This window comes from Clostridium sp. E02 (assembly GCF_003833015.1).
In the GTDB taxonomy this organism is placed as follows: Bacteria; Bacillota; Clostridia; order Lachnospirales; family Lachnospiraceae; genus Lacrimispora.
In genome coordinates this window covers 179,156-198,451 of the sequence record NZ_RJLQ01000001.1, presented here as the reverse complement: position 1 = coordinate 198,451, position 19,296 = coordinate 179,156, and the positions used below count along the sequence as shown (strand labels likewise).

Genomic DNA, 19,296 nt, shown 5'->3' with positions numbered 1-19,296 from the left:
CAGGCTGATAGATAAAATACTCAATTTGAAGGTTTATTTTACTGTGTCAGAATATTTGAATCCCTAACAGAGCAGTTTTACTCCCTTTGGGAAACATAATCCTCTTCCTCTTTTCTGTAATTATCGCTTTCATTTATTTTCCTTATACTTCTATCTGACTTCAAACTCTTTACATTTTTTACAAGATTTATATTTTTATCACTGTCCTTAAATAAATCTATAGCATCAGACAATTTATCCTCTACTTGCTTTAATAAATCTGATGATTTATTTTCTATTTCAGAGATTCGTTTGAATTTACTCTTCAATGCTTTCGATCCATCTGATTTAATTTCAGTTCTCAAAACATTGGCCTCGCCATCCATTTTATTCTTTTTAGATAGTAACACTTTAGACTGTTCAATCGTTGACGAAGAGCTTATGATATTTGCATTCCTCTGATTCTGAAAATCTTGCTCTGTAATCGGCTGATTCTCATTCTTTTTATTCGAATTTAATTTATTTTTCGTTTCTTCTGTTGTCTCATCCATCATTGCTTTCGCGATCTGTTTATCAATATTCTTTAACTGTTCATCATATTCTTTCATCTTATCTTGATTAACTGCATTCCCCTCTTTTAATCCACTTTCTAGAAGGTTATCTTTACTCTGCTGAATCAATTCTTTTTGATCCATAAGCTGTTCAATCATACTTATTTTCTTTCCCTGCTTTGAAATCAAAACTGAATCTTTTCTTCCAATCTGAGAAATAAAATCACTCTTATCTTTACTCCTATTCTTGACCGATGAGCTATTTAGATTTTGATTAATAATTAATGGATTAATCACTGTTGCCTTTGGTAATAAATTTAATCTCATTTAACTTTCCCCCTATCATAATTCATTTTTCTTGATTATATCACATATCATTTCCGAATTAATCAAAATACTAAAATTACACACGATTCGTGCTACTTTTTGCACACGAATCCTTGATTTAGCATTCAAACCATGTTATTTTTTACCCACAACTCTTTAAGATGGATATGGTTTTAATGAGCATTGTAATCCTTTGTATTGTTTCAGCAGTTTTATATCAGGGTATTTCCTTTATCTATTACCTTTTTACCACACTTCCATCTGCATAACGGGCGAATCTTCCCGTTTCTCTTTCATGAACCGGCTCATCATCAGGCCATGGCCAGCCTCCAAACTGTGTCTTCTGATAATCCTCATATGCCTTTTGTATCTCCTGTTCGGAATTCATAACAAATGGTCCATATTGTGCGACCGGCTCGTTAATCGGTTCCCCTTCTAACAGTAACACGTAACTGGTTTCCTCACCATTTATCACCGTAATTGGATCTTCTCCTGAAAGCCTGATTCGAGAGGATGGATCAATCTTTTCACCATCTATGGTAATATAACTGGTTCCTTGATAAAAATACAGGTTACGGTTTAAGGTCTTAGAACCTGCAGCAATAGGAAACTCTGCCTCAGGCTCCAGTTCCACAAGCTGGATTCCCACGTGGTTTTCTTCCCTTGCTGCCCATGAATCTTTCGTTGGCTCCAAACTTTTTTTGTCTTCCTGTTTCCCGGCAATTAATCGGATCGTTGCTGTCTTTCCTTTTTCATTTGTATGCTTGATCACTGGAATATCTTCTGCCCAAAGCATCTTATAATCCGGATCTGTGAATTTACTCTTTGCTGGTAAATTCAGCCAAATTTGAAATAATTCAAGTGGATTTTCCTTATCCTGATGAACCAGTGGGAACATCTCTACATGCTGGCACCCTGCTCCGGTCGTCAGCCACTGCACGTCTCCATTTCCATAACGTCCTTCCGCGCCCTTGGAATCAAAATGGTCAACAAGCCCTTCCAGTACAACGGTAACTGTCTCAAAACCACGGTGGGGATGAACCGGAAAGCCTGGAACTTTTTCTCCATGATACATACGAAAACCGTCTTTCCCGGAAAAATCATTTCCCATTCTTCTTCCTGCCAAAGAAACTGCAGGCCCTTGTGCCTCATTCCCTGCCGGGAATTGGTCCTGATGGTGCATACATGCCAGAAACGGACTGTCCATCCCCCATTGAAATCCTATTTTTTCAATTGCCTTTATTTTTTTGCTCATATCATTCACTCCTCGTCTTTATTTTTTTCAACAGATGCACAAATTGTTCTTTCTCCTCTTCGTTCAATCCATTAAAGCTCTCTGCTAAATCTTCCACATGCTTGGGAAATATATCTTCTATCTTTTTTCTCCCTTTTTGCGTGATCACAATAATGCAGGACCTTTTATCATTTGGATTCGGATGTCTTTCTATCATGGCATCTTTTTCTAAGTTATTGATTACCACCGTCATATTGCCTGAAGTGGAGAGAATGCTGGCAATAATCTCGTTAATTGTTAAATCGCCTTTGTGGTACAACGCTTCCAGCACTGCAAATTGCGCTGACGTAAGACCTGCCTGGTTAAATATGGCACCCGCTCTCCTGTGAAGTGCCTGGGTTGTTCTGCTAAGTCCGATAAATGCTTTTAAATTCATATCATTTTCTTTACCATAAGATATTGTGTTCTTTTTCATAGTTCAAATATATCACTAATTAGTGATAATGTCAATCTTGTTTCAACAAATTCATTGATAAAAGCCCCGATCAGAAATATGACTAAGGCTAATGTACGGTGTTTGCCGTTATTGCTTTTTTCCTACTTTTGATCCCTTGTCAACAAAGCTATGGTATAATTATTATTCTGCCTTCAGACACAGAAAAGCAGCCCATCCTCGATCGAGGTGGGCTGCCGCGGCGAAAACACATTTAATTCAAAATCAGATATTTGATGCTACCTCAAATGCATCCCATATTGCATACATAATATTGGAGACTTTTCTTGCATCTCCAAGTAAGTAAAGATCTCTGACCTCTTGCTTTAACTCATTATAAATCCTGTTTTCTGAATCATACCCCACGGCAAGTACAACCGAATCTGCGATTAATTCTATTTCCCCCTCTAAAGTCTTAATCACAACCCCGTGCTCTGTGGTGCGGATTGCTTTGGAATCTGTATAAACGGGAATTTTCTTCTCCTCAATCAGAGATAAAAGCATGCTGGTATTGGCAAAACACAGCGGGCCATTTAATGTTAACAGACCATCCTGGGCTTCTACAATAGTAACCTCTTTTCCATTGTTCTTCATTCATAAGGCAAGCTCACATCCAACCAGCCCTCCGCCTAACACCACTACGCGGCTGCCCCCAGTGTAAACGGATAACAGTTGGCAACAATTGCTCCAACTATTCTCCCATAATCTTTGGCATCGATTGGTGTTATTACCTGTATTGCCTGTATGAATCTTTCAAATTCTTGTTTTACATTCTCCATAAACAATACAGATTTTGTTTGGGACACGGTATAAAATCCTAAACTTCTAAACATTTCCTCATTCTTTGTTTTTGTATATAGGACAAGCTTGTTTCTTTCATCTAATTATCTGTGAACGCATATTCTTTCACCTTGCGCACTACATCTAATATGGTTCCATCCCGGCTTTCGATAATCCCTACAATCTTATCATCAAATTCCACTTTCTCCGGTTCTCCTACCATAGAATAAGCAATATCACGAAGTTCTTCGATTGTTTTAAAAGGAAGGTCGACTCCTTTCATGCTGTCAATTAAGTCCTGTCGTTTCGGATTGATGGCAATTCCATAATCAGTCACGACTACATCAATACTTTCTCCCGGCGTGGTCACTGCGGTAACTTCCGTACAGACAGCTGGAATTCTTCCCTGTAACAAAGGAGCAATCACGATGGCACACTTAGCACCAGTGGCAGTGTCTGGGTGTCCCCCCTGTGCCCCTGTTATCTCTCCATCTGAGCCAACCACTACATTACAGTTAAAGTTGACATCTACTTCGAGAGCAGCCAGAATGACAAAATCTAGTTTATTCACTACCGCACCTTTATTAAACGGATTTGCATACTCTCCAGCAGAGATGCGGAAATGTTTTAAATCTTTTACGGATTCCACTGCATCAAGATCGAAATCCTGAGTATCCAAAAGACAGTCTACCTGATCATTTGCCAACAAATCACACATGGGCTTTGTCAGACCTCCAACACCGAAGCGCATGCGGATATTGCGTTCCTTCATGATTTTAGCAAGTGAAACAGTAGATGCAATGGAAGCCCCGCCTACTCCAGTCTGATAAGAAAATCCATCTTTAAAATACGGAGCATTTACAACAAACTGGGTGCAGTAATCAGCCATCATCAGCTTTCTCATATCGGTGGTTGGTTTTGCAGCACCTGTGGCAATTTTATCTGGATTTCCAATGGCATCTACCACCACTACATAATCCACCTTTGTCATGCTTATATGGGCAGGGAAATTGGGGAAAGGTACCAAGCTGTCTGTAATTGCTACGACCTGGTCCGCGTAATCCCCATCTACAAGGGCATAAGAAAGGACTCCGCAGTTACTCTTGCCTCCGATTCCCCGGCAATTGCCGTAATCGTCACAGGTAGGTGCACCGATAAATGCAATGTCAATTCTGGTTTCTCCACTTTCAATGGCACGAACACGACCACCATGAGATCGCATGATGGCTAATCCTTTTAATTTACCGGCAGAAATAGCCTGACCGATTTTTCCTCTAACACCTGAGGACTGGATATTTGTTATGGTTCCATCTTCAATATATGGAACGATTGGGTCGTGAGCCTTACCAAGGGAGCTGGCGCAAATGGTAATATCTTTAATCCCCAGCCGGTGTACTTCTTCCATTACCATATTAACAATATAGTCACCTTCCCGGAAGTGGTGATGGAAACCAAGAGTCATACCATCTTTTATGTCACATTTAATCAGTACATCATGAATGCTTTCTACTAATTTACTCTTCGTGTTATCACTCACACATTTGGTTACGGGGCCATCTTTTTTATATGTATATCCGTCTTTGTAGTGAATCCCCTGGAATACTTCCTTTCCAGTGGTCTTTAGAATCTCTTCCGGGATATCTCTTCCGACTGCATTTATCATTTTACAAATCCCCCTTATATACGCCCGACGCTTTCGCCATATAAATGGTACGTTTCGCACCGTCATAAAATGCAATATCAATCATTTTTCCATCTACAGTAAATACACCAATTCCCTTTGCCTTTTTATCATCGATTTCCTTGACTACCTTTTCCGCAAAGATAATGTCTTTCTGTGTTGGCGTGAATATTTCATGTACAACACTGATCTGTCTTGGATTTATAATTGATTTTCCGTCAAATCCCATTAAATGAATGGATTCAGCCTCTTTGCGAAACCCTTCCATATCATCTAAATTCGTATAGACAGTATCAAAGCACTGGACACCAGCCGCTCTTGCTGCTATGATCATATTTTGTCTTGCACCCATGAGTTCCACTCCGGTCCCAGTAATATGTGTCTGTAAATCTTTGGTATAATCGCCGCCAGAAAGAGCAATACCAAAAAGTCTTTCTGAGGATTCACAGATTTCAAGAACCTTCATTACACCTCTGGCTGATTCAATGGCTGCCATAATAAGTGTTTTTCCTTCCAGAACATGAAACTCTTTTTCTGCCGCAGCAACCGTTTCCTCAACCAGCTTCACATCCTCTGCCCGCTCTGTTTTGGGTATTCGTATGGAATCGCATCCGCCTGCTATCGCACAGCGGATATCTTCCTTCCAATAAGGGGTATCCAGAGCATTGATACGTATCACTCGTTCACACCCGTGGTAATTTATTTCTTTCAGTGCATGATAAAGGGAAAACCGTGCAGCATCCTTCTGGTTTTCGGCTACTGCATCCTCTAAATCCAGTATAATGGAATCCGGCTTATAAATATAAGGATCTTTGATTAAACCCGGTTTCTGAGCATTTAAAAACATCATGGTTCTTCTTAGTCTTTTCTTTTCTGGATTCATCATCGAACTGTTCCTCCCCATGGAAGATTTTCATATTGCCCCACGGAACGGAACAAAGCTCCTTCCACACGCGCTTTTATTGTACAATCCAGTGCTCCTTTGTCTACAATAGAAAGTTTCACCTGACTGACTCCCATATTCTTAAGTGTTTCCATCACAACCTTTCTGATCTGATTCCCATATTGGTTGATAACTACACTATCCAGGTCAAATTCTATCCCGTTATTACCAGGTTCTACCGTAACCTGGCAGTCGCTGGATTCCAGTGTTCCCGCCATTGCCGGCTGCACGATTTCCATATCGTTCCTCCTCAAATCCTGCAAAACCAGCGTCTGTTCCTAATTTCTTCATTAATACACCGGGAGGAGTTAAAGGGGACAGAGTAAAACCATTGGCCGCTACTTTAGCTGCCAACGCAAACAAAAGTGGATTTTCGCCCATATTGACTGCAATCGTTACTGCAACAACTGTCATTAAGTTTCCTACCGCGATATTCCCAGGTCCGATAATCGTCAAAATTCCCGATACACAGAAAATGATAATCGGAACCAGATAAGTCCTCTTTCCTGCAAGCCCAATACCTTTTTTCGCTACAAGCTCCAACGTTCCGTTAACCTGTGCAACACTGAATAAAAACGACACGCCCACCAGTGTTATAAACAATTTTGCATCAAAGCCTGCCAGTACCTTACCGTCACTTAAGCCGCCCAATCTGGCAAGAATTAAGGCAGATCCAATCGCTAAAACACCTATATTGCACTTTTTTACAAACCCAATTGCCACTACGACAAACAAAAATAGAATAGATATAATATCTATGTAGTTCATGCCTGCTCCACCTCATTATTAAATTTTTTCTTAACGGTTACCATCTATGAATTATATAATCCTATCGATAGAATCAATATAACATGTTACAAACCATACGTCTAATTCATATTTTACATGAAAACTATAGTTAATATCTATAATTTTCTTGCTTTTTTTTCTGAATTCAGGTAAAATTGTTACAGAGGTGGTACCATGGATTTTAAAGATTTGAATTACATTTTAGCTGTTTCCAAGTATCAGAATATAACCAAAGCTGCTAATTCTTTATATATTTCCCAGCCCACGCTTACAAAATTCCTTCAAAACCTGGAAAGCGACCTTGGACAGAAACTATTTAAAAAAATTGGCAACCGTTTCATGCTCACTTATGCCGGTGAAAGGTACGTAAAAAAAGCCGGAGAGATTCTCCAGCTGAAAAAAGAATTGGACAACGAACTGTCAGATATTATTAAAAGCAATATCGGTGTGTTAAACATTGCCTTTCCGGTTATGCGCGGAACCTACATGCTTCCATGTACGCTTCCTATCTTCAGAAGCCTGTATCCGAATGTTATTATTAATATAAAGGAATCTGCCTCAGCCACCCTGGAAAGTATGATCCTTTCCGGTGAGACAGACCTGGCGTTTTTTAACAAACCGGTGAAAAGCCCAGAGGTGGATTATGAAGTGATCAGTCATGAAGAAATGCTTCTGATCATGTCAGTTGATCATCCGCTGGCAGACCGGGGAGTAACGAAAAATACGTGTACCCGTCCGTGGTTTGACTTAACACTGCTGCAAGAGGAACGTCTCATTCTTCAGGAAACCAACCAGCGTTCACGTCTGACGGTAGATCGTATTTTTCAACAGGTTGGATTTCAGCCGCAAAGGATTCTGATTACAAGCAATATTAGGGCAGGCGCAGAGTTGGTTTCTAAAAATTACGGTGTTGCCTTTGTTACTGATACGCACTTAAAACATATGAATTTCCTGGATAAGCTCATGTGTTTTTCCTTTGGCACGCCAAGTACAATGGTTGATTTTGTCGCCGCTTACCGTAAGGGATCCTATTTAAATCACCATGCAAATGAATATATAAAAATCGTAAAGGACTTCACTTAATCAAGCAGTAAAAATAAAAGCTGCCGGACAACCTCTTGCCGGACAGCTTTTATTCTATATTACTTCTTTACAAATATACCTTCTACGTAACTTATATCCATTTATAAATATGAGATAAGCTGAACCGAAAAATAAATCCCACACAAAGTATCCGCTCCAGAACTGTGCCCGATTTCCGAAAATAACTTTGATATTCCTGCGCTGTTTGTTTGCGTTGGGATTTTTAAAACTGCTTCACTGTAATATCCATCGATTGCACATTTTAAGAAAGCTCCACTGATGTCATTGGTTCGATTTCTATTTTCTGCAATCTGTACTTTCAAAGCTGAAAGCAGAGTCATGACTTCTTTTTTCTTAGAATTATAAGTTAGCCCTGCTAGTAATCCACACAAAAAATCATCCCCTGACGGCGTCAACCCATTCCCCAATCCAATGATTCCAATCAATTCCTGCGCCGTCTGGTTATAGTCTTTGCGTACAAGTGATTGGATTGAATTTTGTATGTATTTCTCAGCATAAAGAGAAATCGGAGTTCTACCAACTGACTGACCGTTGTCAAAAAACAAATCCAGTACTTTTTTTTCCTCCATCAATTGAATAATTCCATCATATAAGCGTTTGTCCTCTTTGAGAAAAAAGCCATTTGATTGCTCTATTTTTTCCTTATCAAGCTTTAATGGTACGACTTCTGTATTTTCTTCCTTAATGTTCATACCGGATATTATCATTCCATTTGCCGTTACTTCTACTTTGTCGCCTTTTAAAACACAGGCACTTGACATATCAAGTTCATCTGCATCAATTATAATACTCAATGGAGACAAATGCGTTCCGTTTGACTGGATCGCAACCAGATTATCTGCGAAACACAAATTAATAGTTTTTCTATAGATCGAGTGAACATATCCACCGATTTGCCGATTTAGAATTTCCTTAACAAGTCCTGACATGCGTATGATTCTTTTTTCCATAGTTCCCTCCCAATTGGTCTATTGGAAATTATATCGTTTTTTAGCTGCCTGTAAATGTTCTCTCATCGCGTTTTCAGCACCTTCTTCATCGTGAGCAATTATAAATCCATATATTTTCTGATGTTCATCATAAATACACTGCAATTGTTCCATATTTGCCATACCACTGGAACTGACATTCCGCATAAAATTGATTATTGTACGAATTAGTTGATAAATCACTTCATTCCCCGAACACTTTGACACGATCAAATGAAATTCCATATCAAGCTCCAAAAACACATCATAATCTTGGTCATGATACGCATTGTACATCCGAAAGAAAATATCATTTAATTCTTCTAAGTTTTTACTCTGCGCATGAGAAGCTGACATACCTGCTGCCTTAACTTCCAAAGCGTAACGTACATCTAAAATACTTTCCACCTGTCCTGTATTCAAAAAAAGAGACCATGATAGAGGAATCATGAAAAAATTAGATCCATCATTGCAAAGAAAAGATCCCTGACCCGGACGTATTTCAATCAGTCCTAAGACATCAAGCACTTTTAACGCTTCCCGAATCGCAGATCTTCCTACCTGAAATATTTCTGCCAAGTTGCGGTCTGACTCAATCTTATCTCCCGGATTTAATCTCCCCGAAAAAAATTCATCTGCAAAATAATTGGTTAGACGATTCAACAATACATTGACATTAGTGTTCTTGCTGGTTATGGTTTCTTCCTGGTTTTTTGCAATATTTCTATCCTTTGGTACCAGGTTTTCCAAATCATTCATAAATTTATCTGTACTTATCTGAAAAACGCTTGTATCAAAATCCAACTGGCTAGAAATCTGTTCTAGTACATCATTAAGCCTGGTGCCTCCCTTTGTTTCAAGATTCGAAAGGGTAGATAAGCTAATTTGATTCTTCCCATCCATTCCCGAAAAATATTGTTTAATAAATTCCTTCTGAGTAAGCTGGAGATACCTTCTTAAGGTCAACAGATTGTTTCTTTTATTATACTCTAAATCTTCTATCATCTTAATTCTCCTATAATCTACATTCCTTTATGTATTTACAATGATCTACCCCTTCCAATGTCAACCACAAAGGAATGCAGTCCTATAAGAGTATTATCGTTATTAATTAGTCAAAAGTCAACTGATAATTAATTGAATCAGACAATACAGCTACCATTTTCTTAAAATATATACTCCAACTGGAGAATATAAAATTGCCGCTAAAATAGCCAGAAACCCTGCTATGTAAATTTTATCTGAATTCATTGACAATCCAAATACTTCAATCATAAATGCAACCATAATAACAACAAACGAAATTGTTAATGCGCCTTCTTTTGATTTAAAAAATGCTTTTCTATCCATTAAAACCTCCAATCCAAACTTTACGCTTATAATATGATCTGTGTCACGAAGAGAATTGCACCTACAATTACCGCTGCAGATAACGTAATTGGCATAATTTTTTTCAATACCTGACCCTCTTTACCTAGAATATTAGCGGTTGTGGTTCCAAGTATGATGTTACCGGGACAGATGGTATTACCAATTGCTCCGCCGGCTGTCTGCGCACCCAATATAGCAGCCGCATTAAGTCCCAACAACTTTGCAGTGGTCAGCTGAAATTCGCCAAAAAGAATATTGGAGGCCATATTACTGCTTGTCATAAAAGAACCAAGCATCCCTACTACTGGTGCTAAAAATGCATAACCTTTTCCCAAAACCTCGGATATACCATAAGCAAGTACCATTGTCTGTCCTGTTCCACCCATTATCTTTGACATGATGATGAAACCGATTACTGCAATACCCGATGGAATGGTCTTTAGCAAAGAACGGACAAACACTGCTTTCATTCTGTTATTTTTAATCCAACCATGTTTTTTATAAAACAGCAGCCCAAGGACAGAAGCGGCAAACAGGAAGGTTCCAGAATGGATAAGCGGAGATATGGGGGAATAGCTGGAAACAGCTTCGTTAATAAAATCATACCCAGTACTCGTCTCTGAAAAAGAAAGGCCAAAGGATATTTGCCCCAAAACACTTTTTACCGCTGGAATTAGCAATACAAAAAGCGTGATTGCGGATAGTATTATATAAGGAACAAACGCATCCTTTATCGTCATGTCACGAGGCGCATCTTCTTCTGTTTTAATGGAATTTTCATGGTCCATAATTTTACTGTCTTCAATTCTCCATGGATCTTTGTAAAACTTTGTTTTCCCCAGTATAAAGATCACTATAAAAGCAATGCATGCTGGTATGAAACAGGAAAGCGTGGTATTTATTTGAGTCAAAATCATCTGACCGCCTCCATGAATCAAAGACATAATAAGAACTGCAGGCAATCCTTTTTTAATTGCCTTCTTTCTTCCATAGAACCAACAGATCGAAAGTCCCGTTATAATATTCCAAATCCAGATAAAAGCGGCTGCCCATAATGCTGTCTTTAAGTACAGTTCCGAACCAACCTCTAGATTTGCAGACATAGCAAGTGCATCCCAGCCTACGGAAAGGGTCCCAAATGTGTTCCCCCAAGCATGTCCAATTAAAGGAATAATAACTGCCCAAAGCGGATTAACCCCCATGCCTACCAATAAGGGGGCTCCCACTGCTACCGGAACTCCAAAACCGGTAATTCCCTGTAAGAAACTGATAAAAATCCAGCTCATGGCCAGCAATTGAAGTAATTCATTTGGTAAAAGTTTTTGCATCCCCTTACGGATCACAGAGAAACCTTTGGCCTCATCAACTACTTCAAATAACAAAATAGCCGGCCATACGATCGTTAGAACTACAATTGAACTCCAAACTCCTTTGGCACTCTCAATGGTTATCAATTTAAGATCCGCTTTATAGAAAATAACACCGCAGATAACTGCAATCAACAGTCCCATCGGTGCCGCTTCCGTCGCTCCCCACTGAAACTTGATCATAAGAACTAATAAAGCGATAATAGGCAGTGCCGCAATGAACCACATGAATAGATTAGCCGGCATATTCATCTTTTTCCTCCTGCTTTGTTAAATAATCATGTATCCCCTTAGCCGCAGCTTTTCCAGCACCCATCGCCAGAATAACTGTTGCCGCACCCGTAACAGCATCTCCTCCTGCAAATACATTCTCCCTTGATGTCTGACCATTTTCGTCTTTTGCGATGATACAGCCATACTTATTAATATCCAAACCTTCTGTGGTAGAGGAAATCAGTGGATTGGGCGAAGTCCCCAATGCCATGATTACCGTATCTACATCTATCACATAATCCGAATCTGGGACTACTACCGGTCTTCTTCTACCAGATTCATCTGCTTCCCCAAGTTCCATCTTTATAACCCTGATTCCGCAAACATGTCCATCCTCAACCAGTATTTCTTTCGGATTTCTGAGTAGATGGAACTCAATGCCTTCTTCTTTGGCATGATGAACTTCTTCTGCCCTGGCAGGTATCTCTTCTTCACTTCTGCGGTAGATCACATAGACCCGGGCACCCAATCGTAGAGCTGTCCTAGCCGCATCCATGGCTACATTTCCGCCACCTACGACTGCAACTTTTTCCCCTGCTGCGATTGGCGTATCATAAGAAGTATCAAATGCACGCATCAAATTGCTTCTGGTTAAATACTCGTTGGCAGAAAAGACTCCATTGGCATTTTCTCCGGGAATTCCCATAAGCCTTGGAAGACCGGCTCCTGAACCGATAAACACAGCTTCAAAGCCTTCTTCCTCAATTAACTGGTCAATGGTCACAGATCTTCCGATAATGACATTTTTTTCAAATTTGACGCCCAATTCTTTTACTTTCCCAATTTCTTTTTCTACTATTTTTTCTTTTGGCAAACGGAATTCTGGTATTCCATATACGAGCACTCCTCCAAATTTATGTAATGCTTCGAAGATGGTTACTTCATACCCCATTTTAGCCAGATCACCGGCACAGGTAATTCCGGCAGGACCGGAACCGATCACTGCAACCTTATGACCATTGATCTTTGCTGGTTTTTCCGGTGATATTCCATGCTCCAGTGCATAATCTGCCACAAAACGTTCCAACTTACCGATGGCCACCGGATCGCCTTTGATCCCGCGGACGCATTTGCCCTCACACTGGGTCTCCTGAGGGCATACCCGTCCACAAACAGCAGGCAGTGCCGTATGAGAACTGAGTACTTGGTATGCTTTCTCGAAATCACGCTTCTGTATTTCCATAATGAAACCAGGAATATCAATGGATACCGGGCAGCCGCTGACACACAGAGGTTTCTTGCAGTTTAGACATCTCCCTGCCTCTTTCACTGCTTCTTCTTCGTTATATCCTAAGCATACCTCTAAAAAATTCGCTGCCCTTACGGAAGGTTCCTGCTCCCTGACTGGGACCCTTGTTAAATCTGCCATTATTCATCCCCCCCGCAGCATCTGCACTTATGTTTTGCATGTTCCTGTGCATTGTGTTCGAATGGTGCATACATCTGATTCCGTTTCATTGCCAGATCAAAATCGATTTTATGTCCATCGAATTCTGGTCCGTCCACACAGGCAAATTTTACTTCATCGCCCACATTGAGCCTGCATCCACCGCACATTCCCGTACCGTCTACCATAATCGGATTCATGCTGACTGTTGTGGGCAGATTGTATTCTTTCGTAAGCCGACAGGCAAATTTCATCATAATCATTGGGCCGATCGCAACACAGTGATCGTATTTTTTACCTTCTTCCCCAATTAGGTTCTTGATCACTTCTGTTACCATACCAGATCGTCCATAAGATCCGTCGTCGGTCGTCACATATAAATTCCCAGAAACTGCTTTTAACTCGTCTTCCATAATAAGCATCTCTTTTTTCTTAGAACCAATGATCACATCTGCTTCGATTTCATGTTGATGGAACCATTTTACCTGAGGATATATGGGTGCCGCCCCGACTCCCCCAGCAACAAATAAGTATTTTTTCTTTTTCAGAATTTCTATGTCCTCATTTAAGAATTCACAGGGAGTACCAAGCGGTCCTGAAAAATCTTCAATCGAATCTCCCTCGATATATTGGGAGAGCTTATAGGAAGAAGCTCCTACTACCTGAAATACGATTGTAATCGTACCTTTTTCTCTGTCGTAATCACAAATAGTAAGTGGGATACGTTCTCCCTTTTCGTCTATTTTTATTATGATAAACTGGCCCGGTAAGCAATTGCGTGCTACATAAGGTGCTTCAATATCCATAAGATAAATTTGATCTGCCAGTTTTTTTGCGTGCCGTATCTTGTACATGATCTTCCCTCCTGTTCATCCCTGTTCTTTCTATAGAACGACTGCTATTTATAGATAACGGTTCCCGTCTTTCCTTCTAATCCAAGCTGGGCTTTTAGAAGCAATGTAATCAAAGCCTGCCTGTTATCTCCTGATTCCACAAAACGAATTGCCGCTTCAATCTTTGGTAACATGGAACCGGAAGCAAATTGATTTTGTTTGATATACTCTTTTGCTTCCTCCACACTCAGTTTAGACAAATCAGTCTGATTCTCTTTTCCATAATTGATTGCGACTTTTTCAACCGCTGTAAGGATGACCAGAGAAGAAGCGTTAAGCTGCTGTGCCAGTAAGGAACTGACATTATCCTTATCAATCACCGCATTGGCTCCTGTTAGTTTTCCGTTTTTATCTATGACCGGTATTCCGCCACCACCGCAGGTAATCACCACATGCCCCGCATGAATCAGTGTCTGAATCGTATCCAATTCACGGATCAGTTTTGGCATGGGTGACGCAACTACCTCCCGATAGCCGCGCCCTGCATCTTCCATACAGGTAATTCCTTGTTTCTCTTTTTTCTCTGCTTCCTCTTTCGTCATGAAACTGCCGATTGGTTTGGTTGGATGCAAAAAGGCTTCATCTTCTGAATCTACAATGACCTGAGATAGAATCGTAGAAACTTTTTTGTCAATCTTTCTGGTGTAAAGTTCATATTTTATTGCATTTTGTAAATCAATTCCAATATACCCCTGGCTCATGGCTACACAACTAGGAAGGGGTGCTACATCGTCTTTACCACACTGTTTTTGGTATTCATTCATTGCTTTCTGAATCATTCCGACCTGAGGCCCATTTCCATGCGTAACCACTAAATCAAAGTCTTTTTCTATTAAGTCCACAATTACTTTTGCGGTATTGGCTACCGCTGTCTGCTGTTCTTTATAATTACTGCCCAACGCATTTCCACCGAGCGCAATCACTACTTTTTTATTTGCCATTCCAACACCCCTTATCCTTCTCTCGTTGTTGTAGCTAAAGCTAGATTTTTTTTATTACCCCTGATATCCCAATTTTTTTACATATGCCTGAATTGCTTTTTCAAAACATTGGATCGGCGGATGAACCGTACCTGCCCCTATCTGTCCATATCCTGCGATTTTATGTGCAATCCCTGTATTGATAACGGGAGTGATTCTCTTTTCTACCACCAGTCTGGCATCAATTCCAAGGCAGATTCCCTGGAAATTCCAGGTAGGTACGATAAAATTCGGATTATGATCTATGGTGATCTCTGTCATTTCATTGCTGGTACGAAGTGCATCTTCGTAACCGCCAGCACCAACGAATCGTGTAACGGCTGGAGCCGCAATCATAGCCATACCCCCAACTCCAAATGTCTCTGTAATCGCACTATCGCCAATATCCGGACTTGCATCCTCTCCGTCATATCCAGTAAAGTAAAGTCCCTGAGGAGTATTAACCGGGGCTGTATACCATTCATCTCCCATGCCACTGATGCGGATACCAAAGTTCTCCCCATTCCGGCACATTGCTGTAACAATGGTTCCTTCTTCAATCATTCTTGCCCCATCCATAACTGATTTTCCGGCAGCCATCATGATGTTAAGGAAGAACTGATCCGTATCTGCCAGAAATTTAATCACGTCATATCTGTCTTTTTCCGTTATATCAAGGTTGGTCACGATTGGACTCATTTCCTTTAAAAATACCAGCGATGCAGCAATGTTCCTCTGATGGAATTCATCTCCCATGGCAACTGCCTTTGCTATCATTGGATTTAGATTAAGTCCATCCGCCAATGTACGGATCGCCTGTCCCAGTACTGGACCAAGAACGTCACGCATCCATTGTAAACGGGTGACAACTTCTTCTGAGAATGCTCCAAAACGAAGAACCTTTCCAATCCCCTCATTCATCGTACAGTAAGCCTGGTTTCCATCGGTCCTGTTCTCTACGACAAACAGTGGCATGTGTGCTGACGTAATTCCACCCATAGGTCCAACTGCACTCACATGGTGACATGGAATCAATGTTATTTCACCGTCATCAAGCAGCTTTCTGGCACCAGACTCGTCAGATGCCCATTCCTCGAATAATATGGCACCAACGCAAGAACCTTTTACCGGATCTGGCATATTCTCATATTTAATTGGCGGACCAGCATGAAGCAGAACTTTCCCGTTCTTTAATTCATTAATCAGCTCCATAGCAGGCTGCACATCAATCAAGACCGGCTGTGCAGCAACCACTTTGTCAATAACTGCACGATTTGCTTCCTCTATATTTTTATATTTCATTGAGAATATCTCCTTTCTCTGTTTTACTTATGATCGCATTCGTTGTTCTCATAATTTCTAAGGAACTGTAACACTTTTAGCAGTTCAATATTTCCATCTGCAGGCGGAAGCCAGTCATACTGTACGACTTCACATCCGAATTCACTTGCTACTTTTGCGAAACTCTTTAATCCAAGATTTATTATATTTGGTTTTTGTGAAATCAATCGTGCAACCTGATCAAAGGAACCCGCCGCTTCACATGGCAGACATTCTTTCTTGCGAATTTCTTTTACTGGTTCGTCAAACTTATTTCCTATGATATGGATGGCCGCATCAACCGCTGCCTTATTGCTTTCGCATACAATCACTCCAGCACTGGTTAATTTGCTAATCTGGTCATCATAGCCTTGATAATCTTTTCTCGTACCGCATACCGTAGCAACAAAGAATATCTTTCTGTTCTGGGCTTTCGCCTTTTCCTTTAAGCTTGTAATTGCCGGAAGCAGAGCTCCTGCCATATCTTCATGAGAACCGTAGCCAAGGACAACATCTAAAAGGATCACGCCTGTACTCTCATCAACCATTGCATCTTCCATACATTCAACACGCTTGGTAGGATCAATCATAGGATGAGGTTTTCCCTGTGTATATTCATCATCACCTAAGTCCACAACAATGTGACCATCTATATTCAGCATAAATCCTTTTTTCTTTTCTGGAGGAATCGAAAGGTGAAGCGCATCCTTGATCAGCATCGCTGCTTCTCCGGCAAGCGTACCGCCTGAATAATATGCTTTGATTGTCTTATTTTCCTCCGCTTTAAAGAAATCACCTTTGGGAAGTTCTGTCTTCTCATATTTGATCGTCTCACCGCGGAGAAGGGATACTGCGATCTTTGCAGCCTCTTCCAGAGTGTACGCATGATAGAAATCTTCTTCATGATAATCAGGTTTTTCTCCTAAAAACAGGGTAACCACCGGTTTTGTGCAGTTGCTTAATTTGGAAACGATACGGTCCTTTACTTCTTTTGCCGGCGGCTTGGATATTACGATAAGAACTTTGGTTTCCTCATCCTGATCCATGGCGTCTATGGTATCCATCATGGTAATTCCACCTACAACGGTTGAAAGGTCACGTCCGCCCGTTCCGATTGCATTAGCAACTCCCTCACCCATACGGTCGATGATGGTAGTCAGTTCCTGAATACCAGTTCCGGAAGCACCGATGATTCCTATGGCACCTGGTGTTACATGATTGGTAAACGCGATGGGAACCCCGCTTATAATACCGGTTCCACAGTCAGGTCCCATAACCAGTAGCCCCTTTTTATGCGCTTTTTGTTTCAACCGCAGCTCATCTTCGATGGTCACATTATCGCTAAACATAAATACATGTAGATTCTCATCAAGGGCACGATCTGCCTCAAATGCTGCATAGGCTCCCGGTATAGAGATAACCACAAGATTAGCATCGGATTCTGCTCTAAATGCCGCTTCCCAGGATCTCACACCCTCTTCTTTTGCTTTTCCGTCAGAAGTGGTTGCCTGATTTTTCAGGAAAATCTCTACTTCTTCCATAATTACATTCAGCATGTCATCTTCATCTACGTCTGCAACGATTACCATATCATTTGCCGTTGCTTCCATTAATTCTTCTGTATCCATGCCACCCTGCTTATAAATGTCTTTATTGGCCGGAGTCGCCATCATAACAGAAACTTTTTTCACTCCATCAATGGAAGACAGTTTATTGGTCAAAAGCATTAATACGACTGAATCCTGATAGCTTCCTTTTTTCACTATTGTTTTTAACATTTTTTCACCTCGGCTTTATTAGTCAGCAAATCTGTTTTTATGGTTGTATCTGTTGTAATGAACATCCTCACTGATTAAATATTGATAGATATCATCAACAATTTCAATTCCGCCTTCTGCGTACTGTTTTTCTTTTCTAGAAATCGCTCTTTCCCCTGGATAACATACTTTCCCAAATCCTTCTGCAGCCGGCATTGCATTGAGTTCATCAAGAACGATCGACATGTTCTTTTTAAAGGAATCCATATCTGTGAAACGGGAGGGATCCATAACAATATGTATGTGTCCTAAATTTCTCCCCTCTGTCAGGTCATGATACATCGAGCTTACATGTTTTCCGAACGGTACTCCAAGCATCACACCGGAAAGAACATCTACCATCATCATAAGGCCATAGCCTTTTGCGCCTGAAATCGGTACCAATGCATTTACCTGATTGGGATCTGTAACAGGATTTCCTTTTGCATCAACAGCCCAATCATTGGGAATCATTTCATTTCTGGACCGCTTATCTAAGATCTTGCCCCATGCCTGAACGGTGGTAGCCATATCAAAGACTACATTCCTCTCATCTGCAGTCGGTGCTCCAAATGAGATTGGATTGGTTCCGTAATATGGCTCTGTTCCGCCATAAGGTACCGCCATTGGATCGGACTGGCACATGGATACGGAAACAAGTCCAGCCTTAGCTGCCATTTCAGTATAGTAGCCGATTGCTCCACTATGAGAAATATTCTTTACTCCAACGACTGCGATTCCGTTGGCTTTTGCCATATCAATCGCATGTTCCATGCCCACCATTGCACCAACATAACCAATTCCATTGTCTGCATCTAAAACACCGGAACAAGGACCTGTTACTTTATATTCAAAGTTTGGATTCGTTGTAATACCACCCTTTGCAATCCGTTCGCTGTAGTATTCCATACGTACAGAACCGTGGGAATGATATCCTCTTTCATCTGACCATACAAGTACATCTGCGGTCTTATCTGCATGCTCATCGCTTAAGCCGGCTTTCATTAATTTTTTTTTCATTAATTCTTTTAATTCGTCATGTGTCAATCTCATATGCTTTCCTCTTTCTTTTTCGCTTTAT

Annotated in this window: 20 protein-coding genes; 1 reads left to right on the top strand and 19 read right to left on the bottom strand. The window is 40.6% G+C overall.

Translation table 11 applies throughout. The features are described from left to right. Positions 1 to 77: 77 nt before the first annotated feature. From EFT72_RS00950 to EFT72_RS00910, 9 genes are all read right to left on the bottom strand, one after another. Positions 78 to 857 carry a hypothetical protein gene (locus EFT72_RS00950; protein WP_124064950.1) on the bottom strand — a complete coding sequence of 260 codons (780 nt, stop codon included), beginning with the start codon at positions 855 to 857 and terminating at the stop codon, positions 78 to 80. 238 nt (positions 858 to 1,095) lie between these two features. Further along, positions 1,096 to 2,112, bottom strand: a complete 1,017-nt coding sequence (locus EFT72_RS00945; protein ID WP_124064949.1) for a pirin family protein — start codon at positions 2,110 to 2,112, stop codon at positions 1,096 to 1,098. Position 2,113: 1 nt separating this feature from the next. Further along, positions 2,114 to 2,566 carry a MarR family transcriptional regulator gene (locus EFT72_RS00940; protein ID WP_124064948.1) on the bottom strand — a complete coding sequence of 151 codons (453 nt, stop codon included), beginning with the start codon at positions 2,564 to 2,566 and terminating at the stop codon, positions 2,114 to 2,116. A 243-nt stretch (positions 2,567 to 2,809) separates the two neighbouring features. Further along, complete coding sequence (locus EFT72_RS00935; protein WP_206426589.1) at positions 2,810 to 3,178, bottom strand: FAD-dependent oxidoreductase; 369 nt, start codon at positions 3,176 to 3,178, stop codon at positions 2,810 to 2,812. Positions 3,179 to 3,222: 44 nt separating this feature from the next. After that, positions 3,223 to 3,417 carry a hypothetical protein gene (locus EFT72_RS00930; protein WP_124064947.1) on the bottom strand — a complete coding sequence of 65 codons (195 nt, stop codon included), beginning with the start codon at positions 3,415 to 3,417 and terminating at the stop codon, positions 3,223 to 3,225. Positions 3,418 to 3,464: 47 nt separating this feature from the next. Continuing rightward, complete coding sequence (gene citF / locus EFT72_RS00925; protein WP_124064946.1) at positions 3,465 to 5,027, bottom strand: citrate lyase subunit alpha; 1,563 nt, start codon at positions 5,025 to 5,027, stop codon at positions 3,465 to 3,467. A 1-nt stretch (position 5,028) separates the two neighbouring features. Further along, positions 5,029 to 5,931 (bottom strand): aldolase/citrate lyase family protein, encoded by a 903-nt coding sequence (locus EFT72_RS00920; protein ID WP_206426588.1) that lies wholly within the window; start codon positions 5,929 to 5,931, stop codon positions 5,029 to 5,031. After that, positions 5,928 to 6,227: a citrate lyase acyl carrier protein gene (citD, locus tag EFT72_RS00915; RefSeq protein ID WP_124064945.1), complete on the bottom strand. Its 300-nt coding sequence runs from the start codon at positions 6,225 to 6,227 to the stop codon at positions 5,928 to 5,930. Before citD ends, EFT72_RS00920 begins: the two co-directional genes overlap by 4 nt. Then, positions 6,154 to 6,756, bottom strand: coding sequence for a hypothetical protein (locus tag EFT72_RS00910; protein WP_124064944.1), 603 nt, complete (start codon positions 6,754 to 6,756; stop codon positions 6,154 to 6,156). Before EFT72_RS00910 ends, citD begins: the two co-directional genes overlap by 74 nt. 195 nt (positions 6,757 to 6,951) lie before the next feature. Here EFT72_RS00910 and EFT72_RS00905 point away from each other — a divergent pair, with 195 nt between their 5' ends. Then, on the top strand, positions 6,952 to 7,860 hold the full coding sequence (locus EFT72_RS00905) for a LysR family transcriptional regulator (protein WP_124064943.1): 909 nt from the start codon (positions 6,952 to 6,954) through the stop codon (positions 7,858 to 7,860). Positions 7,861 to 7,961: 101 nt separating this feature from the next. Here EFT72_RS00905 and EFT72_RS00900 read toward each other — a convergent pair whose 3' ends face one another. The 10 genes from EFT72_RS00900 to allD all read right to left on the bottom strand — a co-directional run bounded on the left by EFT72_RS00900 (position 7,962) and on the right by allD (position 19,268). Next, positions 7,962 to 8,831 (bottom strand): DUF2877 domain-containing protein, encoded by an 870-nt coding sequence (locus EFT72_RS00900; protein WP_124064942.1) that lies wholly within the window; start codon positions 8,829 to 8,831, stop codon positions 7,962 to 7,964. Positions 8,832 to 8,849: 18 nt separating this feature from the next. After that, a complete protein-coding gene (locus tag EFT72_RS00895) occupies positions 8,850 to 9,854 on the bottom strand; it encodes a FadR/GntR family transcriptional regulator (RefSeq protein ID WP_124064941.1) in 1,005 nt (334 codons plus the stop codon). A 150-nt stretch (positions 9,855 to 10,004) separates the two neighbouring features. Further along, positions 10,005 to 10,199 carry a hypothetical protein gene (locus tag EFT72_RS00890; RefSeq protein ID WP_124064940.1) on the bottom strand — a complete coding sequence of 65 codons (195 nt, stop codon included), beginning with the start codon at positions 10,197 to 10,199 and terminating at the stop codon, positions 10,005 to 10,007. A gap of 26 nt (positions 10,200 to 10,225) precedes the next feature. Beyond that, positions 10,226 to 11,839: an L-lactate permease gene (locus EFT72_RS00885; RefSeq protein WP_124064939.1), complete on the bottom strand. Its 1,614-nt coding sequence runs from the start codon at positions 11,837 to 11,839 to the stop codon at positions 10,226 to 10,228. Next, positions 11,823 to 13,229 (bottom strand): NADPH-dependent glutamate synthase, encoded by a 1,407-nt coding sequence (gene gltA / locus EFT72_RS00880; protein ID WP_124064938.1) that lies wholly within the window; start codon positions 13,227 to 13,229, stop codon positions 11,823 to 11,825. The genes EFT72_RS00885 and gltA overlap by 17 nt, the downstream gene beginning before the upstream one ends. Beyond that, positions 13,229 to 14,101: a sulfide/dihydroorotate dehydrogenase-like FAD/NAD-binding protein gene (locus tag EFT72_RS00875; RefSeq protein WP_124064937.1), complete on the bottom strand. Its 873-nt coding sequence runs from the start codon at positions 14,099 to 14,101 to the stop codon at positions 13,229 to 13,231. Before EFT72_RS00875 ends, gltA begins: the two co-directional genes overlap by 1 nt. A 44-nt stretch (positions 14,102 to 14,145) precedes the next feature. Then, a complete protein-coding gene (arcC, locus tag EFT72_RS00870; RefSeq protein ID WP_124064936.1) occupies positions 14,146 to 15,081 on the bottom strand; it encodes a carbamate kinase in 936 nt (311 codons plus the stop codon). Between the two features lie 54 nt (positions 15,082 to 15,135). Beyond that, a complete protein-coding gene (locus tag EFT72_RS19570; protein ID WP_124064935.1) occupies positions 15,136 to 16,401 on the bottom strand; it encodes a DUF1116 domain-containing protein in 1,266 nt (421 codons plus the stop codon). 23 nt (positions 16,402 to 16,424) lie between these two features. Then, on the bottom strand, positions 16,425 to 18,197 hold the full coding sequence (gene fdrA, locus EFT72_RS19565; RefSeq protein WP_124064934.1) for an acyl-CoA synthetase FdrA: 1,773 nt from the start codon (positions 18,195 to 18,197) through the stop codon (positions 16,425 to 16,427). 18 nt (positions 18,198 to 18,215) lie between these two features. Next, positions 18,216 to 19,268, bottom strand: coding sequence for an ureidoglycolate dehydrogenase (gene allD, locus EFT72_RS00855; RefSeq protein ID WP_124064933.1), 1,053 nt, complete (start codon positions 19,266 to 19,268; stop codon positions 18,216 to 18,218). Between the last annotated feature and the right edge of the window lie 28 nt (positions 19,269 to 19,296).